The 18,928-nt window shown below is 73.0% G+C and carries 16 protein-coding genes; 10 read left to right on the top strand and 6 right to left on the bottom strand.

The annotated features are described in order from the left end of the window. Positions 1-136: 136 nt before the first annotated feature. A complete protein-coding gene (locus JOE68_RS05205) occupies positions 137-1,402 on the bottom strand; it encodes a hypothetical protein (RefSeq protein ID WP_204841200.1) in 1,266 nt (421 codons plus the stop codon). Then, a complete protein-coding gene (locus JOE68_RS05200; protein WP_204841199.1) occupies positions 1,399-2,259 on the bottom strand; it encodes a glycosyltransferase in 861 nt (286 codons plus the stop codon). The genes JOE68_RS05205 and JOE68_RS05200 overlap by 4 nt, the downstream gene beginning before the upstream one ends. A 149-nt stretch (positions 2,260-2,408) precedes the next feature. On the opposite strand from JOE68_RS05200, the gene JOE68_RS05195 reads away from it, so the two are divergent. The 3 genes from JOE68_RS05195 to JOE68_RS05185 are packed head-to-tail and all read left to right on the top strand — an operon-like array spanning position 2,409 to position 6,120. Next, complete coding sequence (locus JOE68_RS05195) at positions 2,409-3,482, top strand: glycosyltransferase family 2 protein (RefSeq protein WP_204841198.1); 1,074 nt, start codon at positions 2,409-2,411, stop codon at positions 3,480-3,482. After that, entirely contained in the window at positions 3,467-4,906 is a 1,440-nt protein-coding gene (locus JOE68_RS05190) for a lipopolysaccharide biosynthesis protein (protein ID WP_307819540.1), read from the top strand. The genes JOE68_RS05195 and JOE68_RS05190 overlap by 16 nt, the downstream gene beginning before the upstream one ends. Continuing rightward, entirely contained in the window at positions 4,903-6,120 is a 1,218-nt protein-coding gene (locus JOE68_RS05185; protein ID WP_239562137.1) for a rhamnosyltransferase WsaF family glycosyltransferase, read from the top strand. Before JOE68_RS05190 ends, JOE68_RS05185 begins: the two co-directional genes overlap by 4 nt. Positions 6,121-6,157: 37 nt before the next feature. On the opposite strand, the gene JOE68_RS05180 is transcribed toward JOE68_RS05185, so the two are convergent. Continuing rightward, positions 6,158-7,111: a TolB family protein gene (locus tag JOE68_RS05180; protein WP_239562136.1), complete on the bottom strand. Its 954-nt coding sequence runs from the start codon at positions 7,109-7,111 to the stop codon at positions 6,158-6,160. A gap of 99 nt (positions 7,112-7,210) precedes the next feature. Between JOE68_RS05180 and JOE68_RS05175 the strand changes: the two genes are divergently transcribed. Together JOE68_RS05175 and JOE68_RS05170 are read left to right on the top strand one after the other, a co-directional pair. Continuing rightward, entirely contained in the window at positions 7,211-8,293 is a 1,083-nt protein-coding gene (locus tag JOE68_RS05175) for a hypothetical protein (RefSeq protein WP_204841196.1), read from the top strand. After that, on the top strand, positions 8,290-9,603 hold the full coding sequence (locus JOE68_RS05170) for an O-antigen ligase family protein (RefSeq protein WP_204841195.1): 1,314 nt from the start codon (positions 8,290-8,292) through the stop codon (positions 9,601-9,603). The genes JOE68_RS05175 and JOE68_RS05170 overlap by 4 nt, the downstream gene beginning before the upstream one ends. A 577-nt stretch (positions 9,604-10,180) precedes the next feature. On the opposite strand, the gene JOE68_RS05165 is transcribed toward JOE68_RS05170, so the two are convergent. Further along, entirely contained in the window at positions 10,181-11,380 is a 1,200-nt protein-coding gene (locus tag JOE68_RS05165) for an MFS transporter (RefSeq protein WP_204841194.1), read from the bottom strand. A 95-nt stretch (positions 11,381-11,475) separates the two neighbouring features. Here JOE68_RS05165 and JOE68_RS05160 point away from each other — a divergent pair, with 95 nt between their 5' ends. From JOE68_RS05160 to JOE68_RS05150, 3 genes are all read left to right on the top strand, one after another. Then, entirely contained in the window at positions 11,476-12,258 is a 783-nt protein-coding gene (locus tag JOE68_RS05160; RefSeq protein WP_204841193.1) for a WecB/TagA/CpsF family glycosyltransferase, read from the top strand. Continuing rightward, positions 12,255-14,300 (top strand): glycosyltransferase, encoded by a 2,046-nt coding sequence (locus JOE68_RS32155; protein WP_307819539.1) that lies wholly within the window; start codon positions 12,255-12,257, stop codon positions 14,298-14,300. The genes JOE68_RS05160 and JOE68_RS32155 overlap by 4 nt, the downstream gene beginning before the upstream one ends. Before the next feature lie 65 nt (positions 14,301-14,365). Beyond that, on the top strand, positions 14,366-15,889 hold the full coding sequence (locus JOE68_RS05150) for a serine/threonine-protein kinase (protein WP_307819538.1): 1,524 nt from the start codon (positions 14,366-14,368) through the stop codon (positions 15,887-15,889). Positions 15,890-15,931: 42 nt separating this feature from the next. Here JOE68_RS05150 and JOE68_RS05145 read toward each other — a convergent pair whose 3' ends face one another. Next, positions 15,932-16,717, bottom strand: coding sequence for an enoyl-CoA hydratase/isomerase family protein (locus tag JOE68_RS05145; protein WP_204841191.1), 786 nt, complete (start codon positions 16,715-16,717; stop codon positions 15,932-15,934). 40 nt (positions 16,718-16,757) lie between these two features. Here JOE68_RS05145 and JOE68_RS05140 point away from each other — a divergent pair, with 40 nt between their 5' ends. Beyond that, positions 16,758-17,261: a GNAT family N-acetyltransferase gene (locus tag JOE68_RS05140; RefSeq protein ID WP_307819537.1), complete on the top strand. Its 504-nt coding sequence runs from the start codon at positions 16,758-16,760 to the stop codon at positions 17,259-17,261. Between the two features lie 156 nt (positions 17,262-17,417). Continuing rightward, entirely contained in the window at positions 17,418-17,909 is a 492-nt protein-coding gene (locus JOE68_RS05135; RefSeq protein ID WP_307819536.1) for a LuxR C-terminal-related transcriptional regulator, read from the top strand. A 100-nt stretch (positions 17,910-18,009) separates the two neighbouring features. On the opposite strand, the gene JOE68_RS05130 is transcribed toward JOE68_RS05135, so the two are convergent. Then, entirely contained in the window at positions 18,010-18,909 is a 900-nt protein-coding gene (locus JOE68_RS05130; RefSeq protein ID WP_204841188.1) for an aminoglycoside phosphotransferase family protein, read from the bottom strand. Positions 18,910-18,928: the final 19 nt, after the last annotated feature.

The raw sequence follows: 18,928 nt of genomic DNA, 5'->3' as shown, positions 1-18,928 counted from the left end.
ATACGGGGAGAACACGAAGGCACCGGTCTGCACGGGGTGTGCCGCGGACCTGGAGCTGCAAGCCGCTGCGGACCTGGAGCCATGAGCCAAGGCGGAAGCCGGCAGTGGGGGGTGGAGGTGGGTGACGGGTGGGTGTTCAGAATCGGTATACGTGGACCTGGTACGGGCCGAAGTCGTCCACGATCCTGCCGTTCTCGATGGGCACGGTTCGGTTCTCGTCCACGACGGTCGCGGTGCCGGACTCCACCGGCACGGTGATCTCCACGCGTGCCGCGCCGCTGCGCGGGTTGCGGGTGTCGCCGTCGGTCTGGGCGATCACCCACCTGGCGCCCGAGGTTTCCTTGTGCAGCACCGAGACCGGGATGTCGTTGCCGCTCCTGGCCGAAACGCCGGGCAGGTTCGCGGCGTTCAACACGGGCGCGAGCGACTTCAGCCGCGCGTTCACCGCCTTGACCCGCTCGGTGATCTCCGGGCGCGTGAGGACGCTGGAGTACTCGCCGCGCCCCTCGGTGTAGAAGCTGTGCGCGAAGTAGTTGATGCCCGTGGCGCCGTGCAGGATCGTGTTCCACACGGCGGCTTCGAGTTGGTCGGGGGTGATGGTCTCGCCGTGCGTGTGCGGGTGCCCGGTCTCGACGAACCCGTAGATCGGCTTGTCCGGCCCGCACCACTTGCGCATGGTGTCGATGACCTCGCCGTAGCTGAACGCGCCGACCCGGTCACCGCGGTCCGGGTGCGTCCACCCGTAGTAGTCCGCCGAAGCGATGTCCGCCGCCGCGCAGTAGGTCCGCATGTCCTCCTCGTAGGACTTCTCGATGTAGCCGTAGCCGACACCACCGCCCGGCGTCCCCATCCACACGCCGAAGTTGAGGTAGGTCGGGCGCGACGGGTCCTTGGCGCGCGTCCGGTCGGCTTTCGCGAGGATGGCCGAGGGCTGCATGTCCGGGTGGAACACGTCGCCGTAGACCTTGTTCATGTCGGGCTCGTCGGCGATCAGGTACCCGACGTAGTTGCGCGCGTGCGCGGTGTCCGCGAGGACGTCGTCGACGCGCTTGGCGTCGGCGTAGGCGCGCCAGCCGGTCTCCAGCAGACCTTCCCGCCGGAGGTACCACCACTCGTCCTCCCACAGCCCGAGGCCGAAGTCGATGCCGATCTCCGGGTACACCGAGCCGATCTTGCGGCCGTTCTCCACCGAGGACGGGTCCTGCATCCACACGTTGACCGGGAAGACCGCCGGGTCGCCGGTCGGGTTCGGGCCGTTCGCCCACTTCTTGTAGTAGTCGACCGCGGGCGCGGGCGGCGGCGGTGGGGTGGTCGGCGGCGGGCCGGCCTCCGCGGTGCAGGCCGCGGCGGCGAGGACCGCGGCGGCGGCGGCGGCGATCAGACGAGCGCGGGCGGTGTTCACCTCGGCGACTTCACCCGGCCGCGCGCGGCGATGACCTTCTTGGCCTTCTCGAAGCCGGCCGGCCCCAGCACCCGCATCGCCGTGGTCTTGGCCACCTGCCGCGCGCCGTCGCGGGCGGCCCGCAGCGGGCGCCCCACGAACCGGTCGCGGACCAGCACGCGGGCGTCCGGCTCGGGCACGTCGTCCAGGGCCGCGCCGAACAGCGGGCGGTGCGGCGCGGGCGAGACCAGCCGGCCGCGCGTGCGGTTGCTCACGTTGCGGCCGTGGACGACCTGGAGCCAGCCCGGCGCGCCGCCCAGCGACACGACCTCGGCGTGCCGGTGCAGCCGGTTGTGCCAGTCGACCCAGCAGGTGACCGGCGCGTCCCAGCCCTCCCGCAGGGACGCGAAGGCGTTGTCCCGGTCGTGGTGGGCGAACAGCCCGCCGGGGCTCTTGACCAACCCGTTGGCCAAGTACAGGGCGGTGCGGCGGCCGGTCGGCGGCACGGCCTGCAGGCGCGCCACGAAGTCGGCGGCCAGGCCGTCGTCGTTGTCCAGGTTCGTGGTGATCAGCCCGTCGCCCCTGGTGGGGAACAGCTTCGCGATGTCCTCGACCAGCTCGGCGCGGCTGACCTGCTCGCGGAACACCGGCGTGTACGCGTCGCCGTGCTCGCGGATGCGGTCCTTGAGCCACTCCGGGCTCTCCGGGTCGAAGTAGATCAGCCACCGGAAGTCGGGGGAGGTCTGCGCGCGCACGGAGGGCAGGCAGTACCGCTCGAACAGCCCGACGCGCTCGGTCAACCACCCCTCCCGCGCCCGCACGATGCTCTCGGCACCGACGGACGGCAGGTTGAAGCGCGTCAGAATGACGTGGTCCATCACGACCCCTTCCCGTTGCCCGGTACATCGGGATAGCGGTCCCGCCGTTATCCGCGCGGTGACCACGATCTCGGCCGGCGCGGGGCGATCCGCGACCGCGGCTGCCGGCGGGCGGTTAACGATCCACCGCCCGCGACGATGTCTAGGGCGTGACTCAAGCCCCGGCACGACCCACGGTCGACGTCGTCATCCCCTGCTACAACTACGCGCGGTTCCTCCGGGCATGTGTGCGCAGCGTGCTCGACCAGCCCGGTGTGGACGTGCGCGTGCTCATCATCGACGACACCTCGACCGATGACACCCCGCAGGTGATGGCGGAGCTCATGCGGGACCCGCGGGTCGAGGGCCGGCGGCACGAGGTGAACCAGGGGCACATCGCGACCTACAACGAAGGGCTCCTGGAGTGGGCCAAGGCCGACTACACGGTGTTGCTGTCCGCTGACGACCTGCTGGCGCCGGGCTCCCTCGCCCGTGCCGCCGAGGTCTTCGAGGCCAACCCCGGCGTCGGCATGGTCTACGGCCGGGTGGTCTACTACACCGTCGGCGAGGAGGACGGGGCCGCCGGCCGCACCGACCTGCCGAAGATCATCGCACCGCCCGCCGGGCGCACGGTGTGGTCCGGTGTGGACTGGATCGAGAACCGCTGCCGCACCGGGCAGAACGTGCTGTCCTCACCGGAGGCCGTGGTGCGCACGTCGGTGCAGCAGCAGGTCGGCGGCTACCGGCCCGACCTGCCGCACGCGGGGGACCTGGAGATGTGGATGCGGATCGCGGCGGTCTCCGACATCGGCTACGTGCGCGGCAAGCCCGCCGCGTACTACCGCGTGCACCAGCAGAGCATGTTCCGCACCCGGTTCTCGTCGGTCTTCGCCGACCTGGAGCAGCGGCAGGCCGTGTTCGACCGCTTCTTCACCGAGCACCCCGACCTGCCGCCGCGGCTGAAGCACCTCGCCAACCGCTCCATCGCCAAGGACGCCCTGTGGCGGGCGGTCCGGGCCTACGACCGCGACAAGCTCGCCGAGATCCCGGTCGAGGAGCTGGTCGAGTTCGCCCGCCGGGTCTACCCGCACGCCGAGCGACTGCCCGAGTACCGGGCGTTGCGGCGGCGCAGGGCGCTGGGTCCCGCGCTGTGCAGCCGCACGCAGTTGTTCGTCGGCGCGCACCTGGTCAAGCGCGGCCGGGGCCTGCTGGGCAAGCAGGTCTGGAAGTGGCGCGGGCAGTGACCACCCTGGAGGGCAAGGTCACCTCGGCGATCCGCTGGAGCGCCGTCAACAGCCTGGTGCAGCGGGTGTCCCAGGTCGGCGTCGGCGTGCTGCTGGCGCGGCTCATCGCGCCCGAGCAGTTCGGCGTGTTCGCCGTCGCCCTGGTCGTGCTCAACATCGTGCTCAGCGTCAGCGAGATGGGCGTGAGCGTGGCGCTGGTGCGCACCGACGAGCCCGTCGAGCGGCTCGCGCCGACGGTGACCACGCTGTCGATCCTGTCCGGGTGCCTGCTGTGCGGGATCTGCGTGGTGGGCGCGCCGTGGTTCGCGGAGGCCATGGGCACCCCGCAGGCCACCGGCGTCATCCAGTTGATGTCGGTGGCGCTGGTCATCGCCGGCGCGTCCGCCGTGCCGGGCGCGCTGCTGCAGCGGGAGTTCCGGCAGGACCACAAGTTCGCGGCCGACACGTCGGCGTTCGTCGTCGGCACGACCGTGGTGGTCGTGCTGGCGGTGCTGGGCTTCGGGGCGTGGAGCCTGGCGTGGTCGCGGATCGCGACCAACCTCACCGCCGCCGTCGTGATGTTCGCGTTCACCAAGCAGCGCTTCCGGCCCGGGTTCGACCCCGGGCGGGCCAAGGAGCTGCTCGGCTTCGGCCTCCCGCTGGCCGGCGCGTCGCTGCTGGTCTTCGGCGTGCTGAACGTGGACGGCATCATCGTCGGCAGCGTGCTCGGCACGGTGCCGCTGGGCTACTACCTGCTGGCGACGAACCTGGCGAACTGGCCGGTGGGCGCGTTCTCCCAGCCGGTGCGCAGCGTGTCGCTGGCGGCGTTCTCGAAGGTGCGCGACGACCCGGACCTGTTCCAGCGCACCTTCGCGCGCGCACTGGGGCTGCTGGCGCTGTTCACCGTCCCCGCGTGCGTGCTGCTGGCCGCGCTGGCCGACCCGCTGGTGCGCACCGTGTACGGCGAGCGGTGGGCGCCGACGGCCGCCGCGCTGGCCGCCCTGGTGCTGCTGGGCGCCCTGCGCGTCGCGCTGGAGCTGGGCTACGACTACCTGGCCAGCGCCGGGCGGTCGCGGGCCATCCTGGTCATCCACCTCGTGTGGCTGGTGGCCCTGGTGCCGCTGCTGGCGCTGGGCGCGCACCTGGACGGCATCCGGGGCGTGGCCCTGGCGCAGAGCGTCGTCGTGCTGGTGTTCATCGTGCCCGCGTACCTGATCGCGTTCCGGCCCTACGGGGTGCGCCCGCGGGCGCTGGGCGCGGCCGTGGCGCGGCCGGTGCTCGGCGGCGTGGTCATGGTCGCCGTCGCGGAAGCCGTCCAGTGGTTCGTGCCGGGTGCGCTGTGGCGCCTGGTCATCGGCGGCGCGCTGTCGCTGGCGGCCTACGCCGCCGTCGTCTTCCCGTTGCGCCACGAGGCGCTGGGTCTGCTCCGGAGGGGTAAGTCGTGAGGGCTGTCCAGGTGTTCCAGCGGCGCGCGCACCAGGTGTCGCGGATCGTGCGCGACGAGGGCGTGCGGCAGCTCGGCGCGCGGGTGCTGCGCACCGCGGCGAAGCGGCTCGGCGCGGACTCCGAGGTGTTCCCGGTGCGGTTGGAGGACGTGCGCGCGGCGGACATCGGCGAGCGCAGACCCGTCGTGGTGCCGCCGATCCCGACCGACGGCTCGCTGACCGTCAACTGGGTCAGCACGCCGCCCGCGCCCGGTTCCGGCGGCCACACCACGATGTTCCGGCTCATCGCGCACCTGGAGTCGCTGGGCCACACCTGCCGGCTGTACCTGTACGACGTCTACGGCAGCCGCGCGGTGGACCACGAGCCGGTGATCCGGTCGGCCTACCCCGGCTTCCGCGGCCCGGTGCTCGACGTCCTGGACGGCATGGCCGACGCGCACGCCGTGTTCGCCTCGGCGTGGATGACGGCCTACCCGGCGTTCAACGACCCGTGCGCGGGCAAGCGGTTCTACCTCGTGCAGGACTACGAGCCGTGGTTCTTCCCGGTGGGCGGGCTGTCCGCGCTGGCGGAGAACACCTACCGGATGGGCTTCCACGGGTTCACCGCCGGCCGGTTCCTGGCCGAGAAGCTGCGCGCCGAGACGGGGATGCCCGCCGACTGGTTCGACTTCGGCTGCGACACCGACCGCTACCACCTCAAGGAGAACACCGCCCGGGACGGCGTCGTGTTCTACGCCCGCCGCCTCGCGCCGCGGCGCGCCATCGAGATCGGGCTGCTGGCGCTGGAGCTGTTCGCCGAGCGCCACCCCGACATCACCGTGCACACCTACGGCGAGCGGATCGGCTCCCTGGGCCCGCGGCACGTCGACCACGGCCTGGTGACGCCCGACCGGCTCAACGACATCTACAACCGCTGCTACGCGGGCCTGTCGCTGTCCATGACCAACGTCTCCCTGGTGCCGCACGAGATGCTGGCCGCCGGCTGCCTGCCTGTGGTCAACGACGCGCCGCACAACCGCGTCGTGCTGGACAACGACCACGTCCGCTACGCGCCCGCCACGCCGCACGACCTGGCGCGGGCCCTGTCGGAGGCGGTCGCCACGCCGGACTTCGCCACCGTGGCCCAGAACGCCTCCGCCGGCGTGTCCGGCCGGTCCTGGGACGCGGCCGGGCACGAGCTGGAGAAGGTGCTCCGGCGGGAACTGCTCGCCTGAGCGCCGGGCCCCGCGGAGCCCGGCGCCCGGAGGGGCGTCAGAGGGGCGAGGGCGAGGTCGCGTCCGGGACCAGGAGCCGGGCGTCGGCCGAGCCGTCGGCCGGCACCACGTGGACCGCCGCGAGCTTCGTGCCCCTCGGCACCGCCGCGAAGGCCAGCCGCTCGTCGTCCAGCCAGGTCGCCTGGTCGTCGACGCCCGCGGTGCCGGGCAGCCGCCGCTCCTCGCCCGTCGCCAGGTCCAGCACCGCCAGGTCCCACGGGCCCAGGCGGCCGATGCGCTTCTTGTAGGCGATCTTCGTGCCGTCCGGCGACAGGGAGGGGCACTCCGCGTCGCGGCGCAGCGACGTGACCCGGCGCTCCACCAGGTCGCCCCGCACCAGCCAGGTGAAGCCGCCGGAGGCGAGGGTCGCGTAGAACGTCCGGTCGTCCGCGCCCACGGTCAGTCCCCAGTAGTTCACGTCCTGTGCCGTGTGGACGTTGCCCTCGACCACGGCCGTGAAGCCCTCCAACGACTCCACCGCCTCACCGGTGCGCAGGTCCAGGTACCCCGTCCGCGTGGAGAAGCCGCCGGGCACCGAGTACGAGTCGCCGGTCACGAACGACGTCCACGACACGACCTGCCCCGAGGCGGAGACCTTGGCCCGGCTGGGCACACCGGGCAGCGGGACCGTGCGCCCGGTCCCGTCGTCGCGCGTCACCTCCGCCGCGTACGTCGGGCCCGGTCCGGCCAGCCGCAGGCACACCGTGGTCCCACCGGCCCGGTACACCCGCTGGCAGGCCAGGTCCGTGCCGCTGCGGGCGCCCGGGTCGGCCAGCGCCACCTGCTCCACCCGGCTGCGGCCGTCGGCCAGTTCGACGAACATCAGGTCCGCGTCCACAGAGGCCGCCGGGACCGCGGGCTGCTGCCGGACGACGCTGGTCACGTACACGACACCCGCCGCCACGACCAGTACGATGGCGCCGACGGCGAGCACGACGCGTCGCGAGCCCATGTCCATCACCACCTGTAACGACAGGGCGCGAGTCGGCCGATTTCAGAGTAGCAACACCTTGCGGTCACGCACTCAGGGTAAACGTGGATCGGGGAGCGGATGGATTTCTGGGGCGCCGTGCGGACGCTGCGGCGGCGGTGGTACATCGCCGTGCCGTCGGCGGTGGTCGCCGTCGCGGTGGCGGCAGGCATCTTCCTGTCCATCCCCACCCGCTACCAGTCCTCGGGTGTGATGGTGCTGACCACGCCCGCGGCGGGCGGGACGTTCTCGGAGAAGGTCACGCCCGAGGAAGCGGTGAAGATCAACCCGCTGCTGGCGTTCGACGGCAGCCTGGCCACCACCTCGCAGATCCTGTCGCAGATCCTGGCCGACCCGAAGACCCGCGAGCGGCTGGGCATCACCAAGGACTCGACGCTGAACTACACGGTCACCGGCGGCGGGCAGAACGGCCCGTTCCTGTTCGTGGTGGGCGACGGCGACGACCCGGCGGCGGCCGAGAAGATGGTCACCACGGTGCTGGAGTTCGCCACCAGGGAGCTGGAGGACCAGCAGCGCAAGCTCAAGGCGCCGGAGTCGACGTTCATCACCTCGCAGGTGATCGTGAACCCGACCGAGGCCGAGGCGCAGATCGGCGGGAAGGTCCGGTACGCGGGCGCGGCGTTCGTGTTGCTCATGCTGCTCACCACGGCGGCCACCTTCGGCTCGGACAGCGTGCTCAACCACCTGCGCCGCCGCCGCGAGCGGGAAGCCGCCGGCGAGGCGGCGGAACCGGACGAGCCGGACGAGGACGACACCCCGCCCGCCGCCGCGCCGGCCGAGGCCCCGCCGAAGGCCCCGCCCACCAACCACCAGACCAAGCCACCGCTCAACGGCGCGCCGCGCCGGGCGCCGGGCCCGCCCGCCCGCCGCCCCCGGCCCACGGCGAGCGAGCAGACGGTCAAGGTGCAGGCCCCGCCGCCGTCCACCCACCAGAACCCGGGCCAGGGCGGGAAACCGGGCCAGGGCGGGCAGCCGACCGGACCGCACAGCGGGCAACCGGCGGCCAAGCCGGCGGGGCAGCCGGGCGGGCAGCCGGCGGTGAAGCCGAACGCCCAGCCGACCGCCAGCGAGCGGACCGTGAAGATCGCCGTGCCACCGCCCGCACCGGGCCCGGCGTGGCCGAACACCGAAGACAGACCTTGACCGAGCGGCTCCAGCGGGTGCGGCAACGGGCGGACGGCGCGACCCTGGTCTGCGTCTACCTCCTCGCCCTGCTGATCATCCCGGCGCGGCTGGTGCTGTCGTTCGTGCCCATGACGCTCCCGCCCGCCCTCGTCATCGCCCTGCTGCTGGGCGTGCTGTGGCTGGCCACGCAGATGGTCGACACGCTCGGCATGGGCAAGGGCCTCAACGTGGTGCGCACGGCCGTGGCGCTGTACCTGGCCGCGCACCTGGCGACCTACGGGGTGGCCACGCGGCGCTGGCTGCCCACCGACGAGCTGACCACGGCCGACTCCGGCATCGTCCGCATCGTGGCCACCATCAGCGTGGCCGTGTTCATCTGCGACGCGGTGCGCACCAGGGAGCGGTTGGACAAGGTCCTCAAGCTGATCCTGGGCTGCGCCGCGGTGATCGCGTTCGTCGGCTTGGTGCAGTTCGGCGCGGGCGTCGACCTCGCCGGGTACGTGAGCATCCCCGGCCTGCGGGCGCAGGAGAACGGCTACGCGGTGATGGAGTCGCGCTCCATCTTCCGCCGCCCCACCGGGACCACGAACCACCCGATCGAATACGGCCTGGTGTGCGCGATGGCCGTGCCGCTGGGCGCGCACTACGTGTTCAAGGCGCGCGACGAGGGCGCCCCGTATGTCCGGTGGCTGATCTGCCTGGCGCTGGTCGGCCTGGGCGCCATGACCGCGCTGTCCCGCACGGCGATCCTCGCCATGGTCGTCGCCGGCGTCGTGATGGTGCTCACCCTGCCGCGCAAGCGGAAGATCACCGCGATGGTCGTCGGCGGCGGCTTCTTCATCGGCGCCAGCCTGGTCGTGCCGGGGCTGTTCGGCACGCTGCGCGGCATGTTCTCCAACATCGAGGACGACCCCAGCGTGAAGGCGCGCACCGCGGACTACGCGGCGGCAGCCGAGCAGATCGACCTGAACCCGTTGCTGGGCCGCGGTTTCAGCACGTTCCTGCCGACCAAGTACACGATCCTGGACAACCAGTTCCTGCTGACCCTGATCGAGAACGGCTACCTGGGCCTGTTCGCGCTGATCGGCATGTTCCTCGCCGCCGGCTTCGCGGTGATCCGCGTGCGGATGCTGAGCGGGGACGAGCACCTGCGCGGCCTGGCCGCCTGTGGGTTGGCGGGGGTGCTCGCGGGAGGCATCGGCTCCTTCACCTTCGACCTGCTGGGCTTCGGCGTGGCGACCGGCCTCGTCTTCACCATGATCGGCTTGTGCGGCGCCATGCTGCGCATCGCCAAGGCGGAACGCGCAGCGCAGAGCACCCTTTCATAGCCTCGGGCTCGCGGCACGCCCCGTGCAGACCGGTGCCTTCGTGTTCTCCCCGTATGGCCTGCCCGGAGGGCTACCATGCTTTTCCTGGGGGTGCAAGCACGCTTTTCGCTTGCGCCCCCAGGAAAAGCATGGTCGTCTTTGACAGGTCATGCGGGGAGAACACGACCGCTCTTGCTCTTCCTCCTCCTTGGCGGCCTGCCCGTCCGGCGAGGACTCTTTTAGCTCTTCAGCCTCGGGCGGTACAGCACCGAATATCACCCAGATCCGTGCGGGACACAAGTAGGAAGAGCGGCCGAGAGGCCCCCAAGGAGGAGGAAAAGAAAGGGCGGTCGTGTTCTCCTCCCCGCACGGCCTGCCGAAGGCAATCGCATTTGTCGGGGGGTGTCAAGCGAAGAGCGTGCTTGACACCCCCCGACAAATGCGATCGGGCTGCGCCCAGGCCGTACGGGGAGGAGAACACGAAGCAACCGGTGTGCGCACTGGGTGCGCCACCGCTTCGCGCACTGCGCTCTGGGGCGGTGCTCCTGCGTGCAAAGCGCAAGAGGTGCGCCACGATGTCGAGGCGACGCGTCCGGTGTCAGGTCATCCGCCAGGCCAGCACGACGGCGATCACGAGTGATCCGATCGCGGTGTACACGGCCGTGTCGAACGCGGCGAACTGCAGCAGGAAGCCGAATCCGACCGAGGACACCAAGCGGGTGAGGGCTTGCCCGGTTTGGACGACGGAAAGGCCGGAAGCCCGCAATGATTCGGGCACCAGGGCGCTCACCCGGGCGGACAGCACGCCATCCGTGGCGGCGTAGAACAGGCCGTGCAGCAGCAGCGCCACGCCCACCCCCACGTAGCCCGTGCCCGACGCCAGCAGCAGCACGTACACGGCGAGCAGCAGCACGTGCCCGCCCAGGAAGACCACCGACCCGCCGACCTTGTCCGCGAGCCGGCCCAGCGGCGCGGCGGCGGCCAGGAACACCAGCGCGGTGCCCAGCGGCATCAGCGGCAGGACGGCCTGGGGGACGTCGGTCGCCTTCTGCACCAGGATGAACACGAACGCGTCGGACAGCGTCGCGAGGCCGAGCACGGCCGCCGCGATCGCCACCCGGCGGTAGCCCGCCCCCTTCAGCAGCGCCAGGCCCGCCCTGATCGACGGCTTGGGCCCCGTGCGCGCCGGGACCGGCCGCTCGCGCACGAACGCGATCAGGACGATCAGCCCGACCACCGCGAAGCAGGCGCTGACCACGAACACCGGACCGGCCACGATGCCGATCTGGGACAGCAGCAGGAAGGTCACCAGCGGGCCGAGCAGCGCGCCCACCGTGTCCATGCTGCGGTGCAGGCCGAACGCCGCGCCGAGCCGGTCCGGCGGGGTCGACAGCGAGATCAGCGCGTCGCGCGGCGCGGTGCGCAGGCCCTTGCCCGCGCGGTCGGCGGCCATCGTCGCGCCGATGCCGAACGCGTTCGCCCCGACCACCGGGAAGATCAGCTTGGTGGCCGCCGAGAGCCCGTACCCGGTGGCCGCGACCGCCTTGTGCCGGTGCGTGCGGTCGGAGACGTGGCCGCCGACCAAGCGCAGCAGGGCCGTCGCCCCCGTGTACACCCCGTCCAGGACACCGAACTGCGCGTAACCCATCTGGAGCGTGAAGAGGAGGTAGACGGGCATGAACGCGGTGATCATCTCGGCCGAGACGTCGGTCAGGAGGCTCACCGCCCCCAGCGCCACCACGGTGCCGGGAACCCTGCCCCTGACCCGTTCGGACGGCCGGGTGGAAGCGACGTACATGACCTCGTTATCGGTCCTGGCCGGTACCCGTTACCGCGTCGTCGATCACGTCCGCCACCGGTAACGAGGAGTTCCCCGGAGCCGATGACGCGGGTATGCCGCAGATCCCGCAGCCCCGCGTGCGCGTGGGCGCCGTCGACGTGTGGTCCGTGCGCGAGCCCGGCGTCGCGGAGCACGTGGCGCGCTCCTGGCAGCGGGGCGAGGGCGGCGCGATCGTCACCGCCAACGTCGACATCGTCCGCGCCGCGACCCGCAGGCCCGAGCTGGCCGCGCTGATCGCGGAGTCCGAAGTGGTCGTCGCCGACGGGATGCCCGTGGTCTGGGCGGGCCGGCTGGCGGGCGTGCCGCTGCCCGAGCGCGTCACCGGCGCGTCGCTGGTGTTCACCCTGTCCGGGACCGCCGCGCGGCTGGGCCGCTCGGTGTACCTGCTGGGCGGCGACGAGGGCGTGCCGGAGAAGGCCGCCGAGGCGCTGCGGGCGCGCTACCCGGGCCTGCGGGTCGCCGGCACGGACTCGCCGCCGTTCGGCTTCGACACCGACCCGGGCGCGACCGCCGACGCCGTCGCCAAGGTGGTGGCGGCCGAGCCGGACCTGGTGCTGGTGGGCCTGGGCTTCCCCAAGCAGGAGCGGCTGATCAGGCTGCTGCGCGCCCAGCTGCCCCGGACCTGGTTCCTGGGCTGCGGCGCGGGCATCCCGATGGCCGCCGGCGAGTTCCGGCGGGCCTCGGGCGTGGTGCAGCGGATGGGCGCGGAGTGGCTGCACCGCCTGGCCCTCGAACCGCGCCGGCTGGCCGGGCGCTACCTGCGCGACGACCTGCCGTTCGCCCTGCGCCTGCTCTCCGGCGCCGTCCGCACCCGCCTTCGCAGCAGGGAGAAGTGACCGTGCCGCTCGCCGTGGTCGTGGTGACCTACAACAGCGCCGCCGTGGTCCGGGAGTGCCTGGAATCGCTCGCGGTGGCCTTGGAGTCCATTCCGGACGGTCGGGTCGTCGTGGTGGACAACGCGTCCACCGACGACACCCTGGACGTGGTCGCGCGCGTCGCCCCCGAGGCGCAAGTGGTGGCGCGGCAGGGCAACGACGGCTTCGCGGCGGGCGTCAACGCCGGGTTCGCCGCCGCGCCGGACTGCGACGTCCTCGTGCTCAACCCGGACGTGCGGCTGGAGCCGGACGCGATCGGGCCGCTGCGCGCCGCGCTGGCCCGGCCCGGCGTCGGCATCGCCGCGCCCCGGCTGCTCAACGCCGACGGCACCCAGCAGCTGTCCCTGCGCCGCGCGCCGACCGCGCTGCGGGCGCTGGGCGAAGCGCTGCTCGGCGGCACCCGCGCGGGGCGCGTCGCCGCGCTGGGCGAGCTGGTCGTGGACCGGCGCCGCTACGAGGCTCCGGGCCCGGCGGACTGGGTGACCGGCGCGGCGTGGCTGGTCTCCCGCGAGTGCCGCGCGGCCACCGGGACGCTGGAGGAGCGCTACTTCCTGTACTCGGAGGAGACCGAGTACATGCTGCGCGCCGGCGAGCGCGGGTTCGGCATCCGCTACGAGCCGCGCGCCCGCGCCGTCCACCTGGGCGGCGAGCAGTCCACCTCGCCGGTGCTGTGGTCGCTGGCCACCACCAACCGGGTCCGGCTGGCCCGCGAGCGCCACCGCCGCCCGGCCGCGGTCGCGATGTGGTGGGCCGTGCTGCTCAACGAACTGCTCCGCGCGCCGCGCGAACCCAAGCACCGCAAGGCGATCGGCGACCTGGTGCGCTGGCGGCGCTGGCCGGCGCGGCCCGGCGGCGGACCGGGCTGGATCTGCTTCTCCGCCCAGGACTGGTGGTACCACAACCGGGCGCACTCGGACTTCCAGCTCATGCGCTCGGTCGCCGGGCAGCGCCGGGTGCTGGTGGTCAACAGCATCGGGATGCGGATGCCGACGCCGGGCAACAGCACGCACGTGGCCCGGCGCATCCTGCGCAAGCTGCGCAGCGTCGCGAAGTTCGTGCGCCGCCCGCTGCCCGACTTCCACGTGATGTCCCCGCTGCCGCTGCCGTTCTACGGCTCGCCGCTGCTGCGCCGGGTGAACGCGGTGCTGGTGCGCGCGCAGGTGCGGCTGGTCGCCGCGGCGCTGGGGCTGCGCACCCCCGTGATCATGGTCACCATCCCGACGGCCTGGGACGTGGTCGCCCCGATGCGGCGGCGCAGCCTGGTGTTCAACCGCTCCGACCGGCACTCCGACTTCCCCGAGGCGGACCGCGCGTCGATCGAGGCCCTGGAGCACCGGCTGCTGGAGAACGCCGACCACGTCGTCTACGTCAGCCACGCGCTGCTGGACGAGGAGCGGCCCCGCACCGGTGACCGGGCCCACTTCCTCGACCACGGCGTCGACGTCGACCACTTCACCGCCCGCCCGGAGTCCGAGTGGCCCGCCGACATCCGCGCCGTCGACGGCCCGCGGATCGGCTTCTTCGGCGCCCTGGACGACTTCGTGGTCGACTTCGACCTGCTCGAACGCCTCGCGGCGGAGCTGCCGACCGCGTCGCTGGTGCTCATCGGTGACGCGACTCACCCCATGGAGCGCTTCGACAAGTACCCGAACGTCCACTGGCTCGGTTTCCGGCCCTACGAGGAGATCCCGGCCTACGGCTCGGCGTTCGACGTCGCGATCATGCCGTGGCAGGACAACAGCTGGATCCGGCACTCCAACCCGATCAAGCTCAAGGAGTACCTGGCCCTGGGCCTGCCGGTGGTCAGCACGGACTTCGCCGAGCTGGCCGGCTACACCGACCGGGTGCGGGTGGCCACCGACCACGCCGGGTTCGTGGACGCGGTGCGCCGGTCGCTGGCCGAGGGCCCGCCGCAGCCCGCGGCCGCCCTGCGCGCGTCGGTCACCCGCCACTCGTGGCGCTCCCGGGCCGCCGAGCTGGTGGCGCGCGCCGAGTCCCGCTGACCGGCGCTGGGTAGAACTACTCGTCTTGGCCGACCCGGGCCGCCGGCGCAACTAATGTGGGTGTCGTGCAGCCACTGCCACCGAACGCCCCTCCGCGGATCGGCGACTACACGCTGCTCGCCGCCCTGGGCCGAGGGGCGATGGGTTCCGTCTACCTCGCCCGGTCGCGCGGCGGGCGGCCCGTCGCCGTCAAGGTCGCGCGCGCCGAACTGGCGGACAACCCCCAGTTCCGCGAGCGGTTCCGGCGGGAGGTCGAGATGGCGCGGTCGGTCGGCGGGTTCTGGACGGCGACCGTGGTCGGCGCCGACCCGGACGCCGACCGGCCCTGGATGGCCACCGAGTACGTGCCCGGCCCCACCCTCCAGCAGGCGGTCCAGGACTTCGGGCCGCTGCCCGAGCGGGCCGTGCGGCGGCTCGCGGGCGGCCTGGCCGAGGCGCTGGTCGCGATCCACGGCGCGGGCCTGGTGCACCGGGACCTCAAGCCGTCGAACGTCCTGCTGGCCGACGACGGGCCGCGGGTCATCGACTTCGGCATCGCGCGGGCGCTGGAGCACTCGGCGCTGACCGAGGCCGGGATCGTGTTCGGCACGCCCGGCTACCTCTCGCCCGAGCAGGTCGTCGGGTCGGAGATCACCCCAGGCAGCGACGTCTTCGCGCTCGGCTCGGTGCTGGTGTTCGCGGCGACCGGCGCGGGGCCCTTCGGCGAGGGCGCCACGTCGGCGCTGGTCTACCGGGTGGTGCACCAGGAGCCGGACCTGTCGCGGGTGCCGCCGGGCCTGGTGCCGCTGATCGTGCCGTGCCTGGTGCGCGAGCCGGCGCACCGGCCGACCCCGGCGCGGCTGCTGGAGCTGGTCGGGCCACCGTCCAGCGAGCCGTCGTGGCTGCCCGCGCAGATCCGGTCGCTGGTCGAGCAGCGGCACACCGAGCTGCGCGAGCTGCCCGCCAAGCCGCCCACCCGGGTGCTCGCCGAGGAGCGCAGGCCGGCGACCCGGGTGCTGGTGGAGGACCCGCCCGCGGCGCGGCCGTCGCCGGCCGCGCCGCCGAGCGGGCCGATCCGGCCCTACACGCCGCCGGTGAAGAAGAGCGGGGCGCGGTTCCGCACGTCCCGGGCGGTCGGCCTGGGGTGGACGGCCGCGCACGGGTTCGCGGCGGCGGTGACGGCGATGATCGCCAACCCGGCGACCGGCGCGTCGCGGGGCGTGCAGCTGGCGGCGCTGGTCGCGTTCGCGGTGTTCGCCCTGATCGGGGTCCGGCTGCTGGTGGGCGTGCTGCGCTCGCCGCTGGCCGTCGACATCGGGCCGGACGGGATCACGCTCTCCAGCGGCGAGCGGCAGCGGCGGCTGCCCTGGTACGCGATCTCGCGGGTCAAGGTGGAGGGCCCGAGCTCGCGGCCGTGGGTCGTGGTGTGGCTGGTCGGCGCGGCCAAGGCCCCGGAGACCCTGGGGCGCGGCAGCTTCCAGCCCCACAAGGGCGGGCTGCGGGTCTACCCGATCTCGCACGAGCGCTACCGCAAGCGGCGGGACCGGGACGTGGCGGAGCTGCGCTCGGCCCTGGCCTGGTACGGGCCCTCGGTCTACGACGCCCGCTAGGGCGTGGGCCCCGGCGTCGACCGGGGGCCGGCCGCTGCCGGGTCAGCGACCGCTGAACGTCGCCCGGCCCGGCCCGTCGGCGAGGAACGACCGCACGCCGCCGCGCAGGTCCTCGGTGTCGAACAGGTCGGCGGCGATGGCCGTGACGTGCGCGTTGGCCCCGGCGACGCCACCGCGCTCGTAGTGCGCCAGCACCCGCTTGGTCGCGGCGTGGGCGAGGGTCGGCCCGGTGGCCAGGTCCGCGGCGAACCGCAGCGCCGCGTCGTCGAAGCCCTCGTCGGGCAGCACGCGGTTGACCACGTTCCACCGCTCCAGGGTCGCGGCGTCGTAGCGCTCGCCGGTCATCACCAGCTCCTTGGCCCGCCCCACGCCGGCGCGGGCGGCCAGCCGCTGCGTGCCGCCCATCGTCGGGGTCAGCCCGATGACCTTCTCCACCAGCCCGAACTGCGCCCGCTGCGCGGCCAGCAGGACGTCGCACGCGACCGCGACCTCGAACGCCCACGTCAGGCACAGCCCGTGCGCGGCGAACACGGTCGGGAACGGCAGCGCGGCCACCCGGTCGGGCAGGTCGAGCATCTGGTCGAGCAGCGCCTTGGCGTGCCCGCGGGTCCGCTGCGCGGCGAACAGGTTCACGTCCACCCCGCCGCTGACGACCCCGCCCTCGGCGCGCACCAGCAGCGCCCGCGCGGGCCGGTCCTCCAGGTCGCCGATCGCGGCGTCCAGCAGGTCCTGGAGTTCGGCGGTGTAGAGGTTCAGCGGGGGAGCGTCGACGGTGAGCACGGCCAGCCCCGCCGCGTCCCGCTCGACGCGGACCTGTTGCGCTGCCACGGCCCAGCACTTTACACGCGTCCGGAATGGTGAAAACCGGGTGTCCGAATGGCGCAATCGGGTCGACAATCGCGCGGTGAACACGTGGACCACCCAGTCCGTCGACCCCGCGGGAGCGGAGGCGCGGGCCCTGATCAGGGCCTACCTGGCGGACATCATCAGCCGCTACCACCACCGCCCGGCGACCGAGGCCGAGATCACCCGGGCGATCGCCGAGGACCCGACCGACGACCTCGTGGCCTTCTTCGTGGGCCGGCTCGGCGACCGGCCGCTGGCCTGCGCGGGCATCCGGGTGGCGTGCCCGGAAACCGCCGAGCTCAAACGCCTGTTCGTCCATCCGGACGCGCGCGGGCGGGGCGGCGGGGCCGCGCTGCTGGCCGCCGCGGAAGCCGCCGCCGTCTCGATTGGCGCCTCCGCCATCCGGCTGGACACCCGCTCTGACCTGGTCGAAGCCCGCGGGCTGTACGCCAAGCACGGTTACCGTGAGGTAGCACCCTTCAACCGGGACCGCTATGCGGAGCACTGGTTCCAGAAGCCCCTATAGCTGCCATCAGGTTTCGGCATCCCCCGTGTGAGGTGTCTCACTTGACAGTGAATAGGCCCCCCAGTTGAGTGTGTGGCGAAAGTTGGCCGCGGATATGAAATGGGGATCAGTCCAGTGGCTTTCGCCGTTGAGTTGACATTTCGTGATGCGCGGCAAGTGCGCAGATCCATTCATCTCGCGCATCGCGAATACTGGCGCCCGCTCGCCGAGCAGGGCGTGCTGGTCGGCACCGGGCCGTGGGCGGACGGCTCCGGTGTCCTGTTGATCTGCCAGGTGCCCGACGAGGCCGCCGCGCGCGACCTGGTGCGCGGCGACCCGTACGTGCGCTCGCAGTCGATCGCGGAGGTCCGCATCCGCCAGTGGCACGTGCTGCTGGGCCTCCCGGAGGGCGAGCGGGTGCCGGGCATGGTCCGGCCGCGCGACGGCCAGACCGCCGAGTCGCGCTCGCGCGAACCGCTGACGCCGCACGAGCACCGCATCGCCCTGATGATGCTGGAGGGCATGACCAACCGCCAGATAGCCGAGCACTTCTCGGTGTCCACGCGGGCCGTCGAACTCCACATCACGCGGATCTACCGCAAGCTCGACATCGGTCGACGGGCCCAGCTCGCCGCCGCGATGCCGTGGGGGCAGCGCTCGTACCTGTAGGCGCAGCACGGGTCCGCAGGGCCAGGGGGCACTCCTCCTGGCCCTGTACCGCGTTCCGGCCGCACCGCGGCTCCCGCCGGGGGCGTTCCCGCCGGGCGCGTCACCGCCCCAGCAGCGCCGCCGCGACGGCCACCTGCGCCGGCTCCAGGCGGTGCTTGCCGTCCTCGACGTCCCACAGCGCGTTCTGGAGCACGCGACCGAGCGTCCACGCCGCCGCCCGCTCCCGGTCCAGCTCCAGCGCCTCGGTCAGCAGGTCGAACCGGCGCACCACGGCCCGCGGCACGTCACCGCTGCCGACCACCGCGTCCCACCGGCTGTCCAGCGCCGGCCACAGGTCGAAGCCGGGGTCGCCGGCCAGCGGCTCGGGGTCGATCGCCAGCCACGGTTCGCGTTGCCCGGCCAGGACGTTGTCGTAGTGCAGGTCCCAGTGCAGTAGGCGGTCGCCGGGCGCGTCGAGCACCTCCGACACGGCCGCCGCGCACGTCCGCACCAGTGCGCGCTCGGCGTCGTCGGAGAGCCGGGGCAGGGCGTCGGGCACGTCGCGCAGCATGGCGGCGGCGACCTCGCCGAGACCGCTCAGCCCGGGCGGCGCCGGCACGGCGGTCAGGCGCGCGAGCAGGCCGGCCAGCAGCCGCTGGGCCTCCTCGTCGTCGGGGACGGCGGACAGCGACCGATCGGGGTCCAGCCGTTCCAGCAGCATCACACCGAGGTCGGGGTCGTGGTCGAGCAACCGCACCACGCCGTCGCCGCCCCACGTCCGCAGACCGATCACCGCCGCGGTGGTCTCCTCGCCGGGCGGCTGGCACCGCAGCACGGCGCGCGCACCGTCCACACCGGTCACCGGCACCACCAACGACGCCATGCCGTTGCGCGTCGGCCCGTCCTGGCGCAGGCCCCAGCGGTCGAGGAAGTCGCCGACCAGACCGGGCAACCCGGCGAGCCACACCCGACCCGCTGGCCCGCTGTGCGATGCGATCAGGGCATCGGGAACCGGTATCACAAGCCTTCTCCGTCAATTT

It is taken from the genome of Saccharothrix algeriensis (assembly GCF_016907655.1).
GTDB classification, from domain to species: domain Bacteria; phylum Actinomycetota; class Actinomycetes; order Mycobacteriales; family Pseudonocardiaceae; genus Actinosynnema; species Actinosynnema algeriense.
Note: the sequence above shows the minus strand (reverse complement) of the source record. Positions and strands in the feature narration are given on the sequence as shown.